Source organism: Opitutaceae bacterium TAV5, assembly GCA_000242935.3.
Lineage (GTDB): Bacteria > Verrucomicrobiota > Verrucomicrobiia > Opitutales > Opitutaceae > Geminisphaera.
On sequence record CP007053.1, the window covers coordinates 7,022,441 to 7,038,384 of the forward strand.

Annotated in this window: 13 protein-coding genes; 7 read left to right on the forward strand and 6 right to left on the reverse strand. The window is 63.2% G+C overall.

Annotation, left to right across the window (positions count from 1 at the left end; translation table 11 throughout):
- Window positions 1-92 precede the first annotated feature (92 nt).
- The 6 genes from OPIT5_29680 (at window position 93) to OPIT5_29705 (ending at window position 4,374) form a co-directional block, all read left to right on the forward strand.
- Window positions 93-1,370, forward strand: coding sequence for a nitrogenase cofactor biosynthesis protein NifB (locus tag OPIT5_29680; protein ID AHF93735.1), 1,278 nt, complete (start codon window positions 93-95; stop codon window positions 1,368-1,370).
- Between the two features lie 139 nt (window positions 1,371-1,509).
- The gene (locus OPIT5_29685; GenBank protein ID AHF93736.1) at window positions 1,510-2,010 is read left to right on the forward strand and encodes a ferritin; all 501 of its coding nucleotides are present in this window, start codon (window positions 1,510-1,512) and stop codon (window positions 2,008-2,010) included.
- 57 nt (window positions 2,011-2,067) lie between these two features.
- Entirely contained in the window at window positions 2,068-2,376 is a 309-nt protein-coding gene (locus OPIT5_29690) for a ferredoxin (GenBank protein ID AHF93737.1), read from the forward strand.
- A 109-nt stretch (window positions 2,377-2,485) separates the two neighbouring features.
- The gene (locus OPIT5_29695) at window positions 2,486-2,656 is read left to right on the forward strand and encodes a 4Fe-4S ferredoxin (GenBank protein ID AHF93738.1); all 171 of its coding nucleotides are present in this window, start codon (window positions 2,486-2,488) and stop codon (window positions 2,654-2,656) included.
- Window positions 2,657-2,682: 26 nt separating this feature from the next.
- Window positions 2,683-3,843, forward strand: coding sequence for a (R)-citramalate synthase (locus OPIT5_29700; protein ID AHF93739.1), 1,161 nt, complete (start codon window positions 2,683-2,685; stop codon window positions 3,841-3,843).
- A 6-nt stretch (window positions 3,844-3,849) separates the two neighbouring features.
- Window positions 3,850-4,374, forward strand: coding sequence for a hypothetical protein (locus OPIT5_29705; GenBank protein ID AHF93740.1), 525 nt, complete (start codon window positions 3,850-3,852; stop codon window positions 4,372-4,374).
- A gap of 316 nt (window positions 4,375-4,690) precedes the next feature.
- Here the strand turns inward: OPIT5_29705 and OPIT5_29710 are convergent, their stop codons facing one another.
- On the reverse strand, window positions 4,691-6,154 hold the full coding sequence (locus OPIT5_29710) for a hypothetical protein (protein AHF93741.1): 1,464 nt from the start codon (window positions 6,152-6,154) through the stop codon (window positions 4,691-4,693).
- A 383-nt stretch (window positions 6,155-6,537) separates the two neighbouring features.
- On the opposite strand from OPIT5_29710, the gene OPIT5_29715 reads away from it, so the two are divergent.
- Window positions 6,538-6,846: a hypothetical protein gene (locus OPIT5_29715; protein ID AHF93742.1), complete on the forward strand. Its 309-nt coding sequence runs from the start codon at window positions 6,538-6,540 to the stop codon at window positions 6,844-6,846.
- Between the two features lie 144 nt (window positions 6,847-6,990).
- Here OPIT5_29715 and OPIT5_29720 read toward each other — a convergent pair whose 3' ends face one another.
- The 5 genes from OPIT5_29720 to OPIT5_29740 all read right to left on the reverse strand — a co-directional run bounded on the left by OPIT5_29720 (window position 6,991) and on the right by OPIT5_29740 (window position 15,918).
- Window positions 6,991-8,376 (reverse strand): acyl-CoA thioesterase, encoded by a 1,386-nt coding sequence (locus tag OPIT5_29720; protein ID AHF93743.1) that lies wholly within the window; start codon window positions 8,374-8,376, stop codon window positions 6,991-6,993.
- Between the two features lie 79 nt (window positions 8,377-8,455).
- A complete protein-coding gene (locus OPIT5_29725) occupies window positions 8,456-10,597 on the reverse strand; it encodes a hypothetical protein (GenBank protein AHF94905.1) in 2,142 nt (713 codons plus the stop codon).
- 450 nt (window positions 10,598-11,047) lie between these two features.
- Window positions 11,048-14,677: a hypothetical protein gene (locus OPIT5_29730; GenBank protein ID AHF93744.1), complete on the reverse strand. Its 3,630-nt coding sequence runs from the start codon at window positions 14,675-14,677 to the stop codon at window positions 11,048-11,050.
- Window positions 14,622-15,212 carry a hypothetical protein gene (locus OPIT5_29735; GenBank protein AHF94906.1) on the reverse strand — a complete coding sequence of 197 codons (591 nt, stop codon included), beginning with the start codon at window positions 15,210-15,212 and terminating at the stop codon, window positions 14,622-14,624. Before OPIT5_29735 ends, OPIT5_29730 begins: the two co-directional genes overlap by 56 nt.
- Window positions 15,213-15,225: 13 nt before the next feature.
- The gene (locus OPIT5_29740) at window positions 15,226-15,918 is read right to left on the reverse strand and encodes a hypothetical protein (protein AHF93745.1); all 693 of its coding nucleotides are present in this window, start codon (window positions 15,916-15,918) and stop codon (window positions 15,226-15,228) included.
- Between the last annotated feature and the right edge of the window lie 26 nt (window positions 15,919-15,944).

Below are 15,944 nucleotides of genomic sequence, written 5' to 3' on the forward strand. Positions count from 1 at the left end.
GACTGTATCCAATGATTCACGACATCACCGAAACCGCCGCCACCGCCGATGCCACCGGGACCGCCTGCGTCGAAACCGTCACCCCCGCCGACGTGGCGCTCGATTTCAGCAAACATCCCTGCTTCAACAAGGCCTCGCACCACACCCACGGCCGCATCCACCTGCCCGTCGCCCCGCGCTGCAACCTCCAGTGCAACTTCTGCAACCGGAAGTTCGACTGCATGAACGAGAGCCGGCCCGGCGTCACCAGCGCCGTCCTCACTCCCGCGCAGGCCGCCGACTACCTCGACGCCACGCTCAGGCGCGTGCCCAACCTCGCCGTCACCGGCATCGCCGGCCCCGGCGATCCGTTCGCCAACGCCGTCGAGACCATGGCCACGCTCGCCGCCGTCCGCCGCCGCCATCCCGACATGATCCTCTGCCTGGCTACCAACGGCCTCGGCCTCGCCCCCCACATCGACAACCTCGCCGCCCTCCAGGTCAGCCACGTCACCCTCACCGTCAACGCCGTCGATCCCGTCATCGGCGCGAAAATCTACGCCTGGATTCGCGACGGCCACCGCCCCATGCGCGGGCTCGCCGCCGCGCAGCTTCTGCTCGACCGCCAGCTCTCCGCCATCCAGCGGCTCAAGGAGGCCGGCATCGTCGTCAAGATCAACACCATCATCATGCCCGGCATCAACGACCAGCACATCGAGGATGTCGCCCGCCAGATGGCCGCGCTGAAGGTGGACATCATGAACTGCATGGCCTTCCTCCCCGTCGCCGGAGCCGAGTTCGAAAACATCCCGCCGCCCGATGGCGCGCTCGTCGCCGGCACCCGCCTGCGCGCCGGCCGTCACGTGCCGCAGATGACCCACTGCGCCCGCTGCCGCGCCGACGCCGTCGGCCTCATCAACGAACCGATGACGCAGGAAAACCTCACTTCCCTCGCCGCCTTCGCCCGCCCCTCCGTCAAGGACCTTGCCCGCCGCCCCTACATCGCAGTCGCTTCGCAGGAAGGCATGCTCGTCAACCAGCACCTCGGCGAGGCCGCCCGCGTCCTTGTTTTCCGGCAGGACGATTCGATGCCCTCCGGCTGCAAGTTCGTCGAAGTCCGCCGCACGCCCGAGCCCGGCTCCGGCCCTGCCCGCTGGAGCGAGTTTGCCGACCTGCTCCATGATTGCCGCGCACTCCTCGTCTCCGCCGCCGGCCCGCAGCCCCGGCGCGCGCTGGAGGAACGTGGCGTCCGCATCGTCGAGATGGAAGGCATGATCGAGGAAGGCCTCGCCGCGGTCTTCAAGGACCAGCCGCTCCCTGCCTCGCTCACCCGCCGCTTCACCGGCTGCGGCAGTTCCGGCTGCAAGGGAGCCGGCACCGGCTGCGGATGAAACCCGGCTGTGCCGGGAGTAGCTGGAATTTTGTAATTGGAATTTAGTGACAATCCGCATCGCCCCTTCTTCCAGCCACCGCCCGCCAGCCACCAACTTCAAACTACCAACTTCAAATTTCCAACTTCACCTTCCCGTTATGTCACCCGCCCTCATCGACGCCCTCGCCCGACAAGCCAACCGCGAGCACTACACCTCGCTCCTTTTTCTCGCCCTCAAGTACTGGGCCGAAGCCGAACAGCACGCCGGCTTCGCCCGGTTTTTCGCCATCCAGGCCGAAGAGGAGGAATCGCACGCGAAAAAATTCTATCAGCACCTCACCGACCGCGGCGTCATCCCCGCCATCGGTCCCGTCGCCGCCCCGCCCGCCAGTTATCCCGATCTTCTCACCGTCGCGCAGGCTCTCTACGATCACGAACGCGAGAACACCCGCTGCATCCACGCCGTCTACGAAGTCGCCCTCGCCGAGAGGGACTACGCCACCCAGGTCTTCCTTCACGCATTCATCACCGAACAGGTCGAGGAGGAAGCCTGGACCGACCGCCTCCTCGAACGCACCCGCCGCGCCACCTGCGCCGGCGGCCTCTTCAACCTCGATCATCACCTCGTCAAGGACCTCCTCGGCGACAAGGCAGCCTGATCCGTTCCGCCCGTCAATCCGGCCGTAAATCGCAACCCGTCATTTTCCTCCACTACAATGTCCAAACCCACCCATCACCTGTTCGTGTGCGGCAGTTTCCGCGCCAACGGCGAACGCCAGGGCGTTTGCCACAAAAAAGACTCCATGAGTCTTCTGTCCTATCTGCAAAGCGAGGTGCAGGATCGCATGCTCGACGGCGTCGAAATCGCCGTGACCGGCTGCATGAACTTCTGCGTCAAGGGACCCGTCATGGTCGATTACCCGAAAGGCAATTTTTATCGCGTCCCGAACAATGACGCCGTCGACGCCATTCTCGATGCCATCGAGGAAGACACGATCGCCGAGGACTACCTCATCGCGGACTGACCGGCGAAGCGGCGGCTTTTCCGCCAAACCGCCGCCAGACGCGCGCCTTCCCCCGACCGACCTTTTCCTGACCTGACCAACCACCACTGCACCGCCACCCGCCACGACCATGGCCTACAAAATATCACCCGACAAATGCATCGCCTGCGGCAGTTGCGCCGCCGAGTGTCCGGCTTCCGCGATCAAGGCCGGCACCCCTTATCGTATCGAGGCGGATGAATGCCTCGACTGCGGCACCTGCGAAACCGCGTGCCCCGAACTGGCCATCAGTCCGGGCTGAAGCGAACTTTTCCGCCCCGCTCCGAAATGTCAGCCCGCCATCATCTCATCGACACCACGCTCCGCGACGGCGAGCAGGCGGCGGGCGTTGTCTTCGGCCGGGCCGACAAGATCGCCATTGCCCGCGCCCTCGCCGAGGCCCGCGTCCCCGAGCTTGAAGTCGGCATTCCCGCGACCGGCCCCGATGTCATCGACGACATCAATGCCGTCGCCGACGCCTTCTGCTCCGCTCCCCGCCCGCGTCTCATCACCTGGTGCCGCGCTTCCGCCGCCGATCTTGCCCTCGCCACCCGTTGCCGGGTCACCGGAGTCCACCTCTCCTTTCCCGTTTCCGAACTGCACCTGCGCATCTGGAAAAAGTCGCCGGACTGGGTGTTTTCCGCGCTCCGCGAACTCACTGCCGCCGCCCGCGAGCACTTTGACCAGGTGACAGTCGGGGCCCAGGATGCCTCGCGCGCCGACCCGGTGTTTCTCGATGAATTCACCGCCGCTGTCGCCGAAACGCCCGCCGCCCGCCTGCGCCTTGCCGACACCGTCGGGCTGCTCTCCCCCGCCCGCACCACCGCGCTCGTCGGCCGGCTTCATCGCCTCGTTCCCGGTCTCGCGCTCGAAATCCACGCCCACAACGACCTCGGCCTCGCCACCGCCAACACCCTGGCCGCTCTCGCCGCCGGAGCCGTTGCGGCCAGCGTCACGGTCAACGGACTCGGCGAACGCACCGGCAACGCTGCGTTCGAGGAAGTCGTCATGGCGCTCCTCGTCGCCGAAGGCGTCGATTGCGGCATCGAAACAAAAAACCTCGCCGGGCTTTCCGCGCTCGTCGCCCGCGCCTCCGGTCGCCCGGTTCCACCGCAAAAACCTGTCACCGGCGCCGCCGCCTTTCTCCACGAGTCAGGCATCCATTGCGCCGGCCTCCTGCGCGACTCGCGCAGCTACGAGGCTTTCTCTCCGCAACGGGTGGGCCGCTCCCGGCCTCCCTTCGTGCTCGGCGCCCACACCGGCGCCGCCGCCGTGGCGGCTACCCTCGCCGAAAAAGGCGAAACGCTCTCCGCTACCGCCGCCCGCGCTCTTGCCGCCCGGGTGCGCGCAACTGCCCGCGAACGCGGCTTCCCCCTCACCGCAGCAGAAACCCAGGCTCTCGCCTCCGCCTTCACCACGCCACTCGCCATCAACGCCATTTCAACCTGACTTCCCATGAGTTTCAAATCCTGCGCTCTCCATCCGCAACCCGACGGCTCCATCGTGCTCGACGATCCGCAGCCACTCGTCTTTTCCGGTCGCCACGGCCTCATCGCCCGCTTTGTCGCCACCGAGCCGCAACGCGCCAGCGAACCGTGGAAACTCTGTCCCGGTGAACTGCACGCGCTCGCCATGCCTGGCGTCCTCGTGCGCGACCGGGCGATTTTTTTCGAAGAAGTGGACGGCGGACGCCGCCAGCTCCAGCAGTTGCAAGGCATCCACGGCGTCTCCGCGCAACGCACCGAGATGCTGTTCAGCCTCATGCCGCTGATCGTCGAACATGAAAATGCCCCCCTGCGCATCCGTATTCCGGATACCGGATGCACCTACAACGAGGAGCTCGATCTCGACGGAGGCGTCCTCCAGCCGGAAGGCCCCTGGCGCTGGGCCAAACCTCATCTCGCCCTCGGCGGCGTGGTCCTGCAACGCCGGCGCTCCCCGCTGGACGATCGCCCGGGCATGATGTCCTGCGTCGGTTAGCCCGCATACTTCATGCGTTCCGTTTTCACAAACGGAACGGCTTGCCGATGCAGGGGCTTCGCTTGCGACGGAGCACGCCAGTGCGGAGAAGGCATCGCCGCAGGCGATGGCCCGCAGGGCCGACCGAGGCGGGTGCCCTTTGGGCAGCCGAGGGAGCAAATGGCGCACCTGTAAGGTGCGGTCTGGAGCGAAGCGCAAGACCAGACCGGAACGGTCTGCAAGCCCTCGAACGGGACAGGAGGCTTCGTCCTGCTGGCGCGGGCGTCGCAAGCGACGCCCCTACGGCTCATTCGAAACATCCCGACCGGATCTACCGCTACCGCTGCCGCTGCTGCTGTTGCCGCTGCGGCGGTGGCGGACGCCCTTCGTTCGCCTGCCTTGGCTGAGCCGGCTGCACCGCCGGCGGCGGAGGAGGCGCCGGGCGAGGCGCTACGCGCGGCGGCGGGGAGCGGAAATTTTGTCCGGAAGACGGCGGCTGCATGCGCTCCGGCGGAGGACGCACCCGGCGTTCTTCACGATTGCCGGCCTCCGGCGGCCGCGTGCCGCCGCGCCGCCCGGGATCGACGGAATACTCCGGCCCCCTCGGCGGCGGGATCCGCGTGCGTGCCGACGGCATGTCGCCCATCGCCGGCGGCGGTCCTGAACGTCCGGGACGCGGCGACACCCGTGGCGGCGGGGAACCCGGCTGCAAGGCCGAACCCGGCTGCTGCTGCGGCGGCGTGGTCAGATCCGGCGCCCGATTCCTTCCCGGTCGCTCTCCCGAATCCTGGCGCGGAGGCCGCGGACTCACACCGTCGCCGCGCCCCGGCTGCGGCGGCCGCGGTTGCTGCTGCAAGCTGTCCTGACGATCCCGCGACGGATTCGAGGGACGCGGGCGCACGCCCGGCGTCGACGGCCGGTCCGGCCTGCCCGGGGTGACACCGGGCATCGGTTCAGGCCGCGTCACCCCTCCCCGATCAAAGCGTGAAGGCGGCGGACGGCGGCCCGGGCGCGGATGCCAGACATGGGCGGGAGGCGGCCGATGGCCGCTGCCGTAATGCGGAGGCGGCGGGGGCGGCCGGTGTCCCCATGCCGGCCGCCGGTAATACACCGGTCCCCACGAACCGATCCAGATGTTAAAACCCAGCCAGTTGCAGTCGTAACGCAACCAGGCGCCGCTCCGGTAGGGCGGGCCAAAGATCACCGGCGGACCGTAATAATAAGTCACCGTCGACGGATAATAAACGACCAGCGGATCGTAGCGCGGCACGTAGATGACCTCCGGCTCCGCAGGCACGATGCGGATGTATTCTTTTTCCACGACAACGTTCTGCTCCGGTGTATCCGTGAGGTTGCCCGCTTCCTTCGCGCGGGCGCGCAGCCGCTGCACGGCCTTCATCACGTCGGCAGGCTGGGCGAGAAAGGCCGCGCCGAGTTGCTGCGTCCACGCCAGGTTTTCATCCATCCATTTCAGCACTTCCGGATAACGGGCCAAGGCGCGCACGCTTTCGTCCCAAGGCTGCTCGTCGATCTTTTCGACATCGCCGCCGGCTGCGAGCCAGCGCGCCGCCAGCACCACATCCGACGACTCCGTGGCCGCCGGCAATATCAGCGCCAACAACGGATCCGGATAAAGCGCGACGGGGCCGAGCAGCTTGTCCAGTTCCTCGTCATCGAGCATCGCCGCAGTCGCGGCCGGTGCGCCGGCCGCTTCGGCGGGCGGAAGCGCCAGCGTTTCCTGCTGCGCCCGAAGAACACCGGCGAGAGCCAGACCCGAAAAGAGAAAAAATATGGTTTTCATAGGCGGAGGGGGCCGAGGGTTTTATTTGCAACAAATCTACATGACGCCCGCCCCCGGTCAACGGTTTCACCCCGTTTGCCGGCCAGCTTCTCCGGCAGGGCGGAAGCGCCGGCAACAGACTGTAACAAGGTTTGTTGCCACATCGCCGGAAACAAATTTCAAACTTCGAACTTCAAATCTCAGGGGAGTAGCCAGAAACTGAACAGAAGTTAAGAAGATCACGAAGGCACTCCCGTTCCCGTAAGCACCTCCCGCATCTGACACATCTTTTTCAAAAGAAGAACCCGTCACATCCGCTCAACGACCTTCCAGCCTCCTCCGGACCTTCGTGATCTTCTTAACTTCTGTTCAAAAAAATTCCGGATCCTCCCTCAAATATTCACATGCCCCGGTCCACATCCGCCAACACACATCAAAGCGAGTTTCTTTTCAGCGACGGGCCGGTCCCTGAACTGGCTCCGCCCGATGCGCTGACCGATCTGGTGACCGAGATCGCCCGCTGCTGGCGGTTGCCGCTCATGGAAACCACCCGCATCACCCTGCGCAGTCACGAGATTGACGAAGTTTGCGGCCGGCTGGAACTCGTCGCCGCGCCCGATCTCCCGCTCAACCCGCACCGCGAACCGCTCCGGCTGCGCGTGCGCGGAGTCGAGTTCACCAGCAACCAGATCGTGGAGTGGTCGCTGGCATAACACCGCACTCTCGTTCTCCTTTCGCGTACTTCCGTTGCGTGCCTCCCGACGCCGGATTTTTACACAAAGATCGCGAAGGGCGCGGAGGGGAAACTCCCGGTCCTTTGCGCCCTTCGCGATCTTAGTGTAAAATCAAAACCACCTTCACTCCAACCCGACCGGCTCGCCGAGCAGGAACAGGGCGCCGGCATACCAGTTGGAACCGACATACTTTTCCGGCGACTTGTCGAAATCGTCCCTGTTGCGCTCGAAAAGCACGTTTTTCTTGTCCACGGCATCGGCCAGCACCGTCACCTCGACGGTGTGCTCCGCGTCGGGCAAACCGTCGCCGAGGACGGTTGTCCCGAGACGATGATAGGTGCAGTAGCCGTCGAACCGGCGTTGCCCGGTCGTTTTTCCGTCAATCGTGACTCGCAGCGCACCGCAATCGGGACCGAGCAGGTCGTAGACCGCCGCGCGGGTGCCACGAAAACGGAAACGCAGCGTGGCTCCGGGCTCCAGTTTCCAGAGGCCCGGCAGGCGCGAGGCAAAGCTGCGCGCGCGTGCATCGGTCGCAGGATCGAGCAACGTAGCCGGTCCGTCGATACGGATGCCGATGGCGGCAGGCGTGGCACCGAAAGGAATCATGCGGGCGTTCTCCCAGTTGTCGGCAACCAGCGGAGCGGGCAACGTGCGCGCAGACGACTGCGACGATTTCCCGCCTGCGGCGCGGATCGCCGGGATCGAACGGATGATCGCCTGGGTGTAAAGCGCGTGGCCGGTGTCGAGGTACGGATGCACGCCATCTTTGGAAAACAGGATGCGGCCTTCCGCATCGGTCGGGATGCCGGAAGACACATCGAGTTCGTCACCGGAGGGGCGTTCCACGCGGGCATCAGGCGAGGCCATGACGAGCTTGCCCTCCGCTTCCAGCCGGACGACTTCCACGCCGAGATGGATGGACGGGATGCCGTAGTGATCGGCCACGTCTTCCATGACGCTTTCGGAGCGTTTCATCTTGCCGGTCCTGAGCACGGCCATGTCGTTTTTGGTGATCGTATAGACAAAGGCGATGTCGCAATCGGGCACTGCCCGCCACGTCTTGCGCACGATGCCCTCCATCGCCTTGCGGATGCGGTCGGGCGAGGCGCCGGCGTCGTTGACGGCAAACTCCACGAAGAGCAGGTCGGGTTTCCGGTCGAGAACATCGCTCTGCACGCGAAAGACGCCGAGGTCCGACCCGGTGCCGCCGATGGCGGCGTTGATTTCCTCGATCTGCGCTTTCGGAAACTGCTTTTGCAGCCACGCGCGACTCTGCACGCGCCAGCCTTTCTGCGCCGTGATGCTGCCGCCGAGATAGCCGATCCGGACGGCCTTGCCGTCTTCGAGTTTCCGGAAGAAGCGCGGCAGCCCGTCGCGCGGCGAAACCTCCTTCAGGTCGCGCGGCGCGAAGGCAGCCGGATCAGCGGCTGCGTGACAAACCGGGGCCGACAGCAACAACGCGCTGACGAGCGAAAGAACAGCAGAACAGGGGAATGATAACAGGCGCATGGAGAGGTGTTATTCGGTGCAGTTGGAATCGTGCATTTTTTATCCGGTATTCCACAAGCAGGTCAACATGGACAAACGCCTAATCCACGGTAATCGCATACAGTTTCCAGATAGCACCCACTCGCCCGAGTATCCGGCAGGAGCCGGTATCGAACATGATGGGCACCGACAACCCGGATCCTGACAGAGAAAAACCTGGAGGAGCGATCATCTCGGCAAACTCCACCGGCTCCGTACTGCCGCGTGTGACGGTGTACGACGGTCCGTTCACGTAAGCGCCCAGAGCTTCTCCTGTGACGGTGACAAACACCGGAGCGCCCGTGGCGGAAACCTGCTTGCCTGATGTCCCGATGTCCACCGGATGCCCATACAAATCCCGGGCGGCAGTCGCCGCATCCGGCAGATTTGTCACCCGGGTCGCGCCGGTCTTCGTCCAGAGCGCCAACAAGGTCCTGCCCGATCCGGTGGCCGTGAATACCCGCAGATCCGCGCCGAGGTACAGATAGCGCCTCTGTCCGGTGCAGGCGGCCACCTCCCGCGCGGCGCGCGCATAGCTGGCGAAAGGCAGGCGAGGCGTGAAGTCCGGATTCAGGAACGAATAATGGTCCAGTCCGCCACCGCTGAGATGCCGAAGACAAAAGCTCTGGGCTGCTTCGATCTGATAGTCGTCCGCCCGCGACAACAACAGCAGCCAGGCACGCGCTGTATAGTTGGCATGATCCGTCTCCGAAACCGCAGGCTGCCAGTCGCCCGGATTCCCCGACTGCCAGCCGAACTCGGTGAAATACACCGGCAGCGAACCGGCTCCGATGCTCACCAGATAATCCCTGAATCCATCGAGTCTCGTCAAAAACTGGTCTTCGGGCGCCGAACCGTTTCCGTAAGCGTGCATCGAAATACCATCGAGACTGGCGACGACGTTTTGCACACGGAGCAGGTCGTCCAGCATGAGATATTTGTTGGCGAAACCATAGCTCGAATCCGGACTCGTATCAGGATCCGGATACGCCGGAGTCGAGAGATGGGCAAAAACCGGCCCGATCAACTTGAGATCCCGTCCGACATCCTCGGCATTCACGTCGTCCACCACCTCCCTTATCGCCTTGATGTAGTCTCCAAGCTGGGCCCAGGTACCGCCCCAGTTTCCCCACTCGAGCTCGTTGCCAGTCTCGACGTAGTGAACGAACGAAGGCAAATCCGTCAGCACCCACTTGAGCATCGCCTTGAATTGCGCGCGGTCGTTGAAATACTCCCACTGTTTTCGATTGGTTGAATCCTTTCCCGTCGGCAGCAATTCATCGGGGATGCCATCGAGGCAGGCGATCCACTCCTGATCGACGGACTCCGGGAGATAGAGCATCGAATTGGTGAAGGAGGAACTGCCGGACAACCATTCACTCCTGGCGTTGTTGGATGAACCGGTGTATCTGAATGTCGTGCCCGAGCTGATCACGTTCCTGAAATGAATGAAGTAACGATTCCATCGGGAGCCGGCTGCCTCCGCCAGCGGGTTATCGGAATTGACGCTGAAAACGCCAAAGGGAGAGACTGTGGCGACGGGAGACCCGATGATGGCCGCAGTCCATGTTTTTACAACCGGACTTCCGCCGGCAGGGGTAATGGTGGCCTGAACCGTATAATGTCCCTTCTCGAGAAACCCGACCTGCAGTTTCTTGCTCGTCAGAGCGGTCACGGTGGCCTGTGTCGATGAAGCGGCGCTGCCCGCATGATCGAGAACGCTCACATTGATCGATGCGGTTCGCGGATCATAAAGCTCGACGGTCATCATGCCGTTATCGGCCTCGAAAACATTCCCGGTTTGTCCTGAACTCGCCTCTACCAGATAATCGTCATTCGCATCGAGGGCAGTCACAGACACGTTATCCAGCCAGACCACGCCGTTGGCGTTGGTGCCGTCCATCACGTATACGTAAACGAACAAACGCGTCGTGTCGTCCCGCAACCAGGCAATTTTCTCGAATTGTACCCATTGTCGTGACGCAGGCACTTCGAGAAAATTTTCCCTGTCCATCACCCAGTGGGACACGCCATCATCCGTCTGCTCCAGGACACGGATGACCAGATCGCCTGCGGCAAGAGCTTCCGAGCGGATGCCCAGGCTCACATGGATGCGGCGCGGTACCGGTGGCGTTGTCGCCACCGCCACCGGAATCAGGCTCTGATTGCGAATATAGCGGGCGCCCGTATCGGTTCCTGTCATCACAAACTGGAGACAATTTCTTCCTTCCTGCACCGGGAGAATATCATCGTTGCCCACCTGCGTAATCCCGGCGTTCGCCCCCGATACAATCCACCCGGATATGGACGCCGGGGTTTCGAAGCCATAAGTTGCCAGCGATGTATCCGCCCAAACCCGGCCCGTGATGCCGAGGCAGAGCAATAACAGACAATGCAGAGGCCTCCGAAGGCAGGCATCGATAACAGGGACAGGGGCAATCCGGCTGGACGGGCTGGCCTTGAATGCAAGGTCGCGCGGCATGTATTCGGAATTTTGACGGGTTTTCATACAAAAGCGGGGTTCGGACGGAATCGCGGGGCACGGTTCTGCCGGCTGCATCAGTCCCCCGCCCTCGCAAGAAATCGCAAGGCAGGATGATGCATTCAGGGAATCGAAAAACAGATCAAGGCAAGGAACGCTGTGCTGAAAAAATCAGGGGACCACCAGGCCATAACCGGAGGTGTCGACATTGTTGGTGGCCGAGCCGAAAAGAATGATCTGGCTCTTGCGCTGGTCGGCACGCGAAGGATGGGCGTCTGCGGGAAAGGGTGCGTCCACCGCCACATCGAAGCCGAAGGCACGTGTCGGCCCTCCGGTAGCCGGGTCGAGCGGGAGACCGGTGGAGGTCCACGGAATGCGGAAGGCAACGCGGTAGCCACCGGCACGCGGAGCACCGAAGGCCGTAGTTTTTTCAAGGATACCATGTTGTTTTGAGGCGTTCCAGATTTCGACCGTATCGCCGGGCTGGAGCGCGGGGCGGAGCACGACCTGATAAACGCCTTTGCCGTAGGCGGGCGTGGTCGTGGACTGCGCGGGCGGACGGAAATCGAAAAACAGTTCAACCACCGAACCGCGCACGTCGGGCCAGCGGCGGGGATGGCGGGCATGGGCATCGGTGACGTCTATATAAACGAGCAATCCATCGCGGTCGCCGCCGAGTCTTGCGCGGGCGGAGAGTTCGGCGGGACCAGCCCAGAATTGTTCTTCCTGGATCGAGGTGAGCCTGGGCGGACGACCGATGGCCACCTGGTCGGGCATGTCGATGCGGAGATCGCCATTTGCCGGTTGCCATGCGGCAAGGGCGGCGAGGGAAACTTCGCCTGAGGTTTGGGAAAAATTGGCTGGCAGCGGCGAGAGGCGTGCGGTTGGCCGGGCTTCGAGCACAACGGGAAACGTGAAACGCGTGCCATCGGCGAGACGCGTAACGGCGTCGATGACAAAGCTGCGCTGGCTGGCGTCCGGGATTGCGCCGGGAGCGGCGGGGGCAATGGCGGTGAAGGCGAGCTGGGTGCGCTTGCCGGGAGCGAGATTGAACGCAAGCGAGGCGGGTTCGAAGCGCCATCCTTGTTGCGGGGGGAGTTCCACCCGGTCGGCCCAGGATTGGGCACGGTCACGATTGACAAGCGTAAAGCTGACGGCGGTGCGTCCGGGCTCGCCGGTTTCCAGACGCAGGTTGATGACGGGAGAGGACATCACGCGGATGCCGGGGCGTGCGGTGTGCAGGTAAACGGGTTCGTCGCCGAGTTCGATGGCATGGAGGTTTCCGTCGAGATAGCGGGTTTGTCCAAAAAGGGTAACAAGTTCGGCGCGGGGCGTGGTGACAGTCGCGGCGGTTTCGATGAGCACGCTGCGTTTGCCCATGCCCGACCAGAGGACGGCAACTTCACCCCCATTGGCTTTGGGGAAGACTGCTCCAAGAACGCCGGCGTTGTCGATGGCGCGGCCTTGCTGGTGGAGCGCCCCTTCGAGTTGCGCGGCGAGGACGCCGATGGCGAGCGTGTGCCGGCTGGGTGTACGGATGCCGTCCTTGGTGGCGGAGATGAGGGCGAAGCCGCCGTCACCGGAACCGGACGCTGCCTGCTCGGCCCAGTTCGCGGCGGGCCAGTGGAGGTTCCAGCCGAAGAAGGTGAAGCGTTCGGCTCCCGCGAGGAAGTTCCAGGTGGCGTTGCGGACGATGGAGAGCGCGCCTTCGCGTTCAGAGAGAGCGTAATTGGGCCAGCCGCGGGCAACGGCAAGGCCGGGATGTCCCTGGCGGATGAGTTCGGCAAGACGGGCGTCGGGGATGGGGCGGTCGACCTCCTCGCGAAGAGCAACGTAGGTACCGGTTTCGGAGTTGAGAATGGGGAGGTTGGGGTGGCCGCTTTTTGCAATGATGTCGCGCACCTCGCCGAGTTTTTGCGGGAGATTGGCGGCTTCGGGAAGTTGCGGGGTAACGTAGGTGTGGATCGAGACGGCGTCCATGTATCGGGCTCCACCGTCCTTGAAGACCTCTCGCATCCAGGGGACGAAGTTGCCGGTGCCGCAAATGCCGTAAACGCGGGCGGAGGGATCGACAGCGTGGACTTCCTCGAACACGGCCTGCGCGATGGGTACATAGTCGGCAGGCGGGATACCGTTGTCGCCGCCGGCGTTGGGTTCGTTTTCAACTTCGTAGTGGAGGACGCGTCCTTGGTAACGAGTGGCGAGGGCGCGGACGAACTGGCGGTAACGGGCAAGGTTCGGGTACCCGCCGCGATCGCCCCACTCGTATTTCTTGAGCTTCTGCTTGGGGTAGGTACGTTCGCGCATCCAGGGGAGCAAGGGTTCGGACTGGAGGCTGATGTAGGTGGTGAGGTTCTGGCCGAGGAGCCAGTCCACGCGGCGGTTCCAGTTCCACTCGGCGGGCGGGGTGGCGGGATCAATACCGTAGTCGCCATTGTTGTCGCGGACCCAGGCGGGTCCGACTATGTATCCCCAGTAAGAATACACATGGGCGAAATCGATGCCGAGAGCATCGGGCCAGGAACCGAAGTGGTTGTCGTTGGCGTCGTGGAGTCCGAATTTGGGCGTGCCGGCGGGTTCTCCGGAACGGCGGGCGGCGTGGAAGAAGTGTTTTTCGGTATCGAGCTCGACAACAGCCAGCGCGCCGGAAGGGGAAGGATCGGCAAGGCCGGTGGTGCGGATTTTCAGATGGTAAACATCACTCGCAAGCGCTTCGGGAAGAGTGACAGGAGCGAGGGTTTCGGAGCGCGGGGGGGCGGTGAGCGTTTGCGTCCAGCGGACGGGAGCAGTTGCGGCAGGGCCGACTTCGCCGCGGAGGTTGAAATCGATCGAGATGGTGCGGGGCGTGTCGGCGGGGTTGATGAATTGAAGGGTCGGCGTATCGCGTTTTCCCGGCGCGGTAGTGATGGCATAGGTATCGAATCCATGAAGCCGGATAGCAGGCATGGCAGAAGGGGGAGAATGGGCGAGTTCGAGAGTTGCGGCGTATCCATTTTCCCAATCGAGAGAAAGGGTGCCGATGGCAGCGGCGGAGAGGGAAAGCTGGTCGATGTGCCAGGTGGCAAGTTCGAGACGTTTGGGTGCAAACCCGCCGGAGAGGGCGAGCGTTACAGGAGGTTGACCGGCAATCTGGCAGATGAGCTGGCCCTGGTTCCAGCGGAGAACAAGGTGTGTCCAGACGTCGCCCCACGGTTGGCCGAGGGAAATGGTTCCCGATTCCGGATCGGGAGTGAAGTTTTCAAGAACGAGTTGCGGGGAGCGTCCGTCAGCGGCACGGGCAAAGCGCAGGACGAGTTTGCGGTCGCCATCGATGAGGGTGAGCACGTCCTTGGCAGCGCGGCGGGAGTTGTCGCGGAGGTCGACGGTGAGACCGAAGGTATTGGCAGGAAATGTGAGGTGAGGCGCGAGGTCGTAGGCAAAAACAGCTTCGATGGGCATGCAGTGTCCTGCGCTGCCTCCGGGGACGGGAGGGACGGCGGGGTGGAGGGGATTGGCGACAGTGGCGGAATCGGGGTAGAGATGAATGGGAGCAGCCGGAAGGAGGGATTCGAAGAGGAACGCAAGGGCGAAGAATACAGCGGAGGAGCAGAGGAGGGGTTTCATGTAGGACAGGCGGAGCGAGGCGAGCGACGACGTGTTTGCAGGTGTACGGATATAGGGAAAGCGGGAGGGGCTAAAAAAAGGTGGGATGGGACGTCGGGTCGACCTCCCCAGGGCGGCGTCAGGACGCCGCCCCCGAAGGGGATTATTCGTCGGCCAGGATGAGAATCGCGTCGTCGAAGCGGGCCTTGATTTCGACATTGGAGCTGATGCCGAGGCGGACGCCGATCCTGGCGGCGTTGTCGGGAGCGGTGGCCTTGAGGGTGACGGTTTGCCAATCGGTGGTGAATTGTTGCGTGGGCAAGGGCTGGTAGCCGATCCACTTGTTATTCGCATCCAGAAAATAGATACCGATGTCGGTGCCTGCGTAGCCTTTTTTTTCGCCGGCGGCGAGGCCGGCAGGAATATCTCCCGCGATGCGGACGGTAAGTTCGTAAGTGGAGCCGCCTTCGGCGAGAACTTCCTGCTGCCACCAGACGTGGGCTTTGACAGGCCCGGAGACCGCCACCATGGCGAAGCGGTTGCCATCGGCGTCGGCATCGCTGCCCCAGGTGATTTTATCGGCGTCGGCACCATGCGCCTTGAGCGGACTTTGAGGGAAAACCCAGCGGGTGACGCTGCGATCCTTGCCGGATGCGAAGTCGCCGTTCTGGAGGAGATTATTCGGGGTCTGGGCGATGGCGACAGACGCGAAAATGAGCGAAAAAAGGGCGGCAAGACTGATGATAATACGCATGGTGGAAAAGGAGTCAGGGAGAAGGTTCGTCAAGGGTAAGCGGGGTGTCGCTCCACTGGAACCCGCGCCAGAAAACGTGATGCGAAATGGAGCTGTAGTAGTCCATCTGGTTCTGGTTCCTGGGAGCGACGTGGCCGTCAATGAATGCGACATTGACCTTTTCCTTGTGCGGATAAACAAGGGCGGTGTTCATCCAGCGTCCCCCGCCACCGCTGCCGAAGAGGTCCACGAACAAATATGTTTTCGACGGGTATTCTATCTGTGAATACTTCGCGCCCACCCTGTCCCAATTGCCTCCGCCGTCGGTGAGGTGAAGGTTGATGCTGTAGCGGATGCGGACGCGGTCTTCGACGTACCAGGTAGCGGGCGGAGAGGCTTTGTTGGGTTTTTCCACGGGGCACAGGAAGATCGTCTGGTCCACTTCGCCGCTGTTGGGTTTTTTCGCGCTGATGTAGGGCAGCAAACTGGTTGTCCAGTAGGGAGCGGTATTGTTGACGCGCCAGGGGACAATGGTGTCCTTGTTGTCCCCGGCATAGGCAAGGGAGGCCAGCGCGAGTTGGCGGAGATTGCTGGCACATTGGGCAGCGCGTGCGGATTCGCGGACTTTGCCGACAGCAGGAATGGTGATCGCCGCAAGGATGCCGATGATCGCAATAACGGTGAGGAGTTCGATGAGGGTAAAGGCGGAGGCGGGTTGTTTTTTCATGGGGAATGGCGGAGGCAGAAAGGGGA

What these genes read in the sequence shown, in the direction of transcription:
- OPIT5_29685 (AHF93736.1), top strand. Translation starts at nt 1,510, where the DNA reads ATGTCACCCGCCCTCATCGACGCCCTCGCCCGACAAGCCAACCGCGAG.
- OPIT5_29690 (AHF93737.1), top strand. Translation starts at nt 2,068, where the DNA reads ATGTCCAAACCCACCCATCACCTGTTCGTGTGCGGCAGTTTCCGCGCC.
- OPIT5_29695 (AHF93738.1), top strand. Translation starts at nt 2,486, where the DNA reads ATGGCCTACAAAATATCACCCGACAAATGCATCGCCTGCGGCAGTTGC.
- OPIT5_29700 (AHF93739.1), top strand. Translation starts at nt 2,683, where the DNA reads ATGTCAGCCCGCCATCATCTCATCGACACCACGCTCCGCGACGGCGAG.
- OPIT5_29705 (AHF93740.1), top strand. Translation starts at nt 3,850, where the DNA reads ATGAGTTTCAAATCCTGCGCTCTCCATCCGCAACCCGACGGCTCCATC.
- OPIT5_29710 (AHF93741.1), bottom strand. Translation starts at nt 6,154, where the DNA reads ATGAAAACCATATTTTTTCTCTTTTCGGGTCTGGCTCTCGCCGGTGTT.
- OPIT5_29715 (AHF93742.1), top strand. Translation starts at nt 6,538, where the DNA reads ATGCCCCGGTCCACATCCGCCAACACACATCAAAGCGAGTTTCTTTTC.
- OPIT5_29720 (AHF93743.1), bottom strand. Translation starts at nt 8,376, where the DNA reads ATGCGCCTGTTATCATTCCCCTGTTCTGCTGTTCTTTCGCTCGTCAGC.
- OPIT5_29725 (AHF94905.1), bottom strand. Translation starts at nt 10,597, where the DNA reads ATGACAGGAACCGATACGGGCGCCCGCTATATTCGCAATCAGAGCCTG.
- OPIT5_29730 (AHF93744.1), bottom strand. Translation starts at nt 14,677, where the DNA reads ATGTCGAAATCAAGGCCCGCTTCGACGACGCGATTCTCATCCTGGCCG.
- OPIT5_29735 (AHF94906.1), bottom strand. Translation starts at nt 15,212, where the DNA reads ATGCGTATTATCATCAGTCTTGCCGCCCTTTTTTCGCTCATTTTCGCG.
- OPIT5_29740 (AHF93745.1), bottom strand. Translation starts at nt 15,918, where the DNA reads ATGAAAAAACAACCCGCCTCCGCCTTTACCCTCATCGAACTCCTCACC.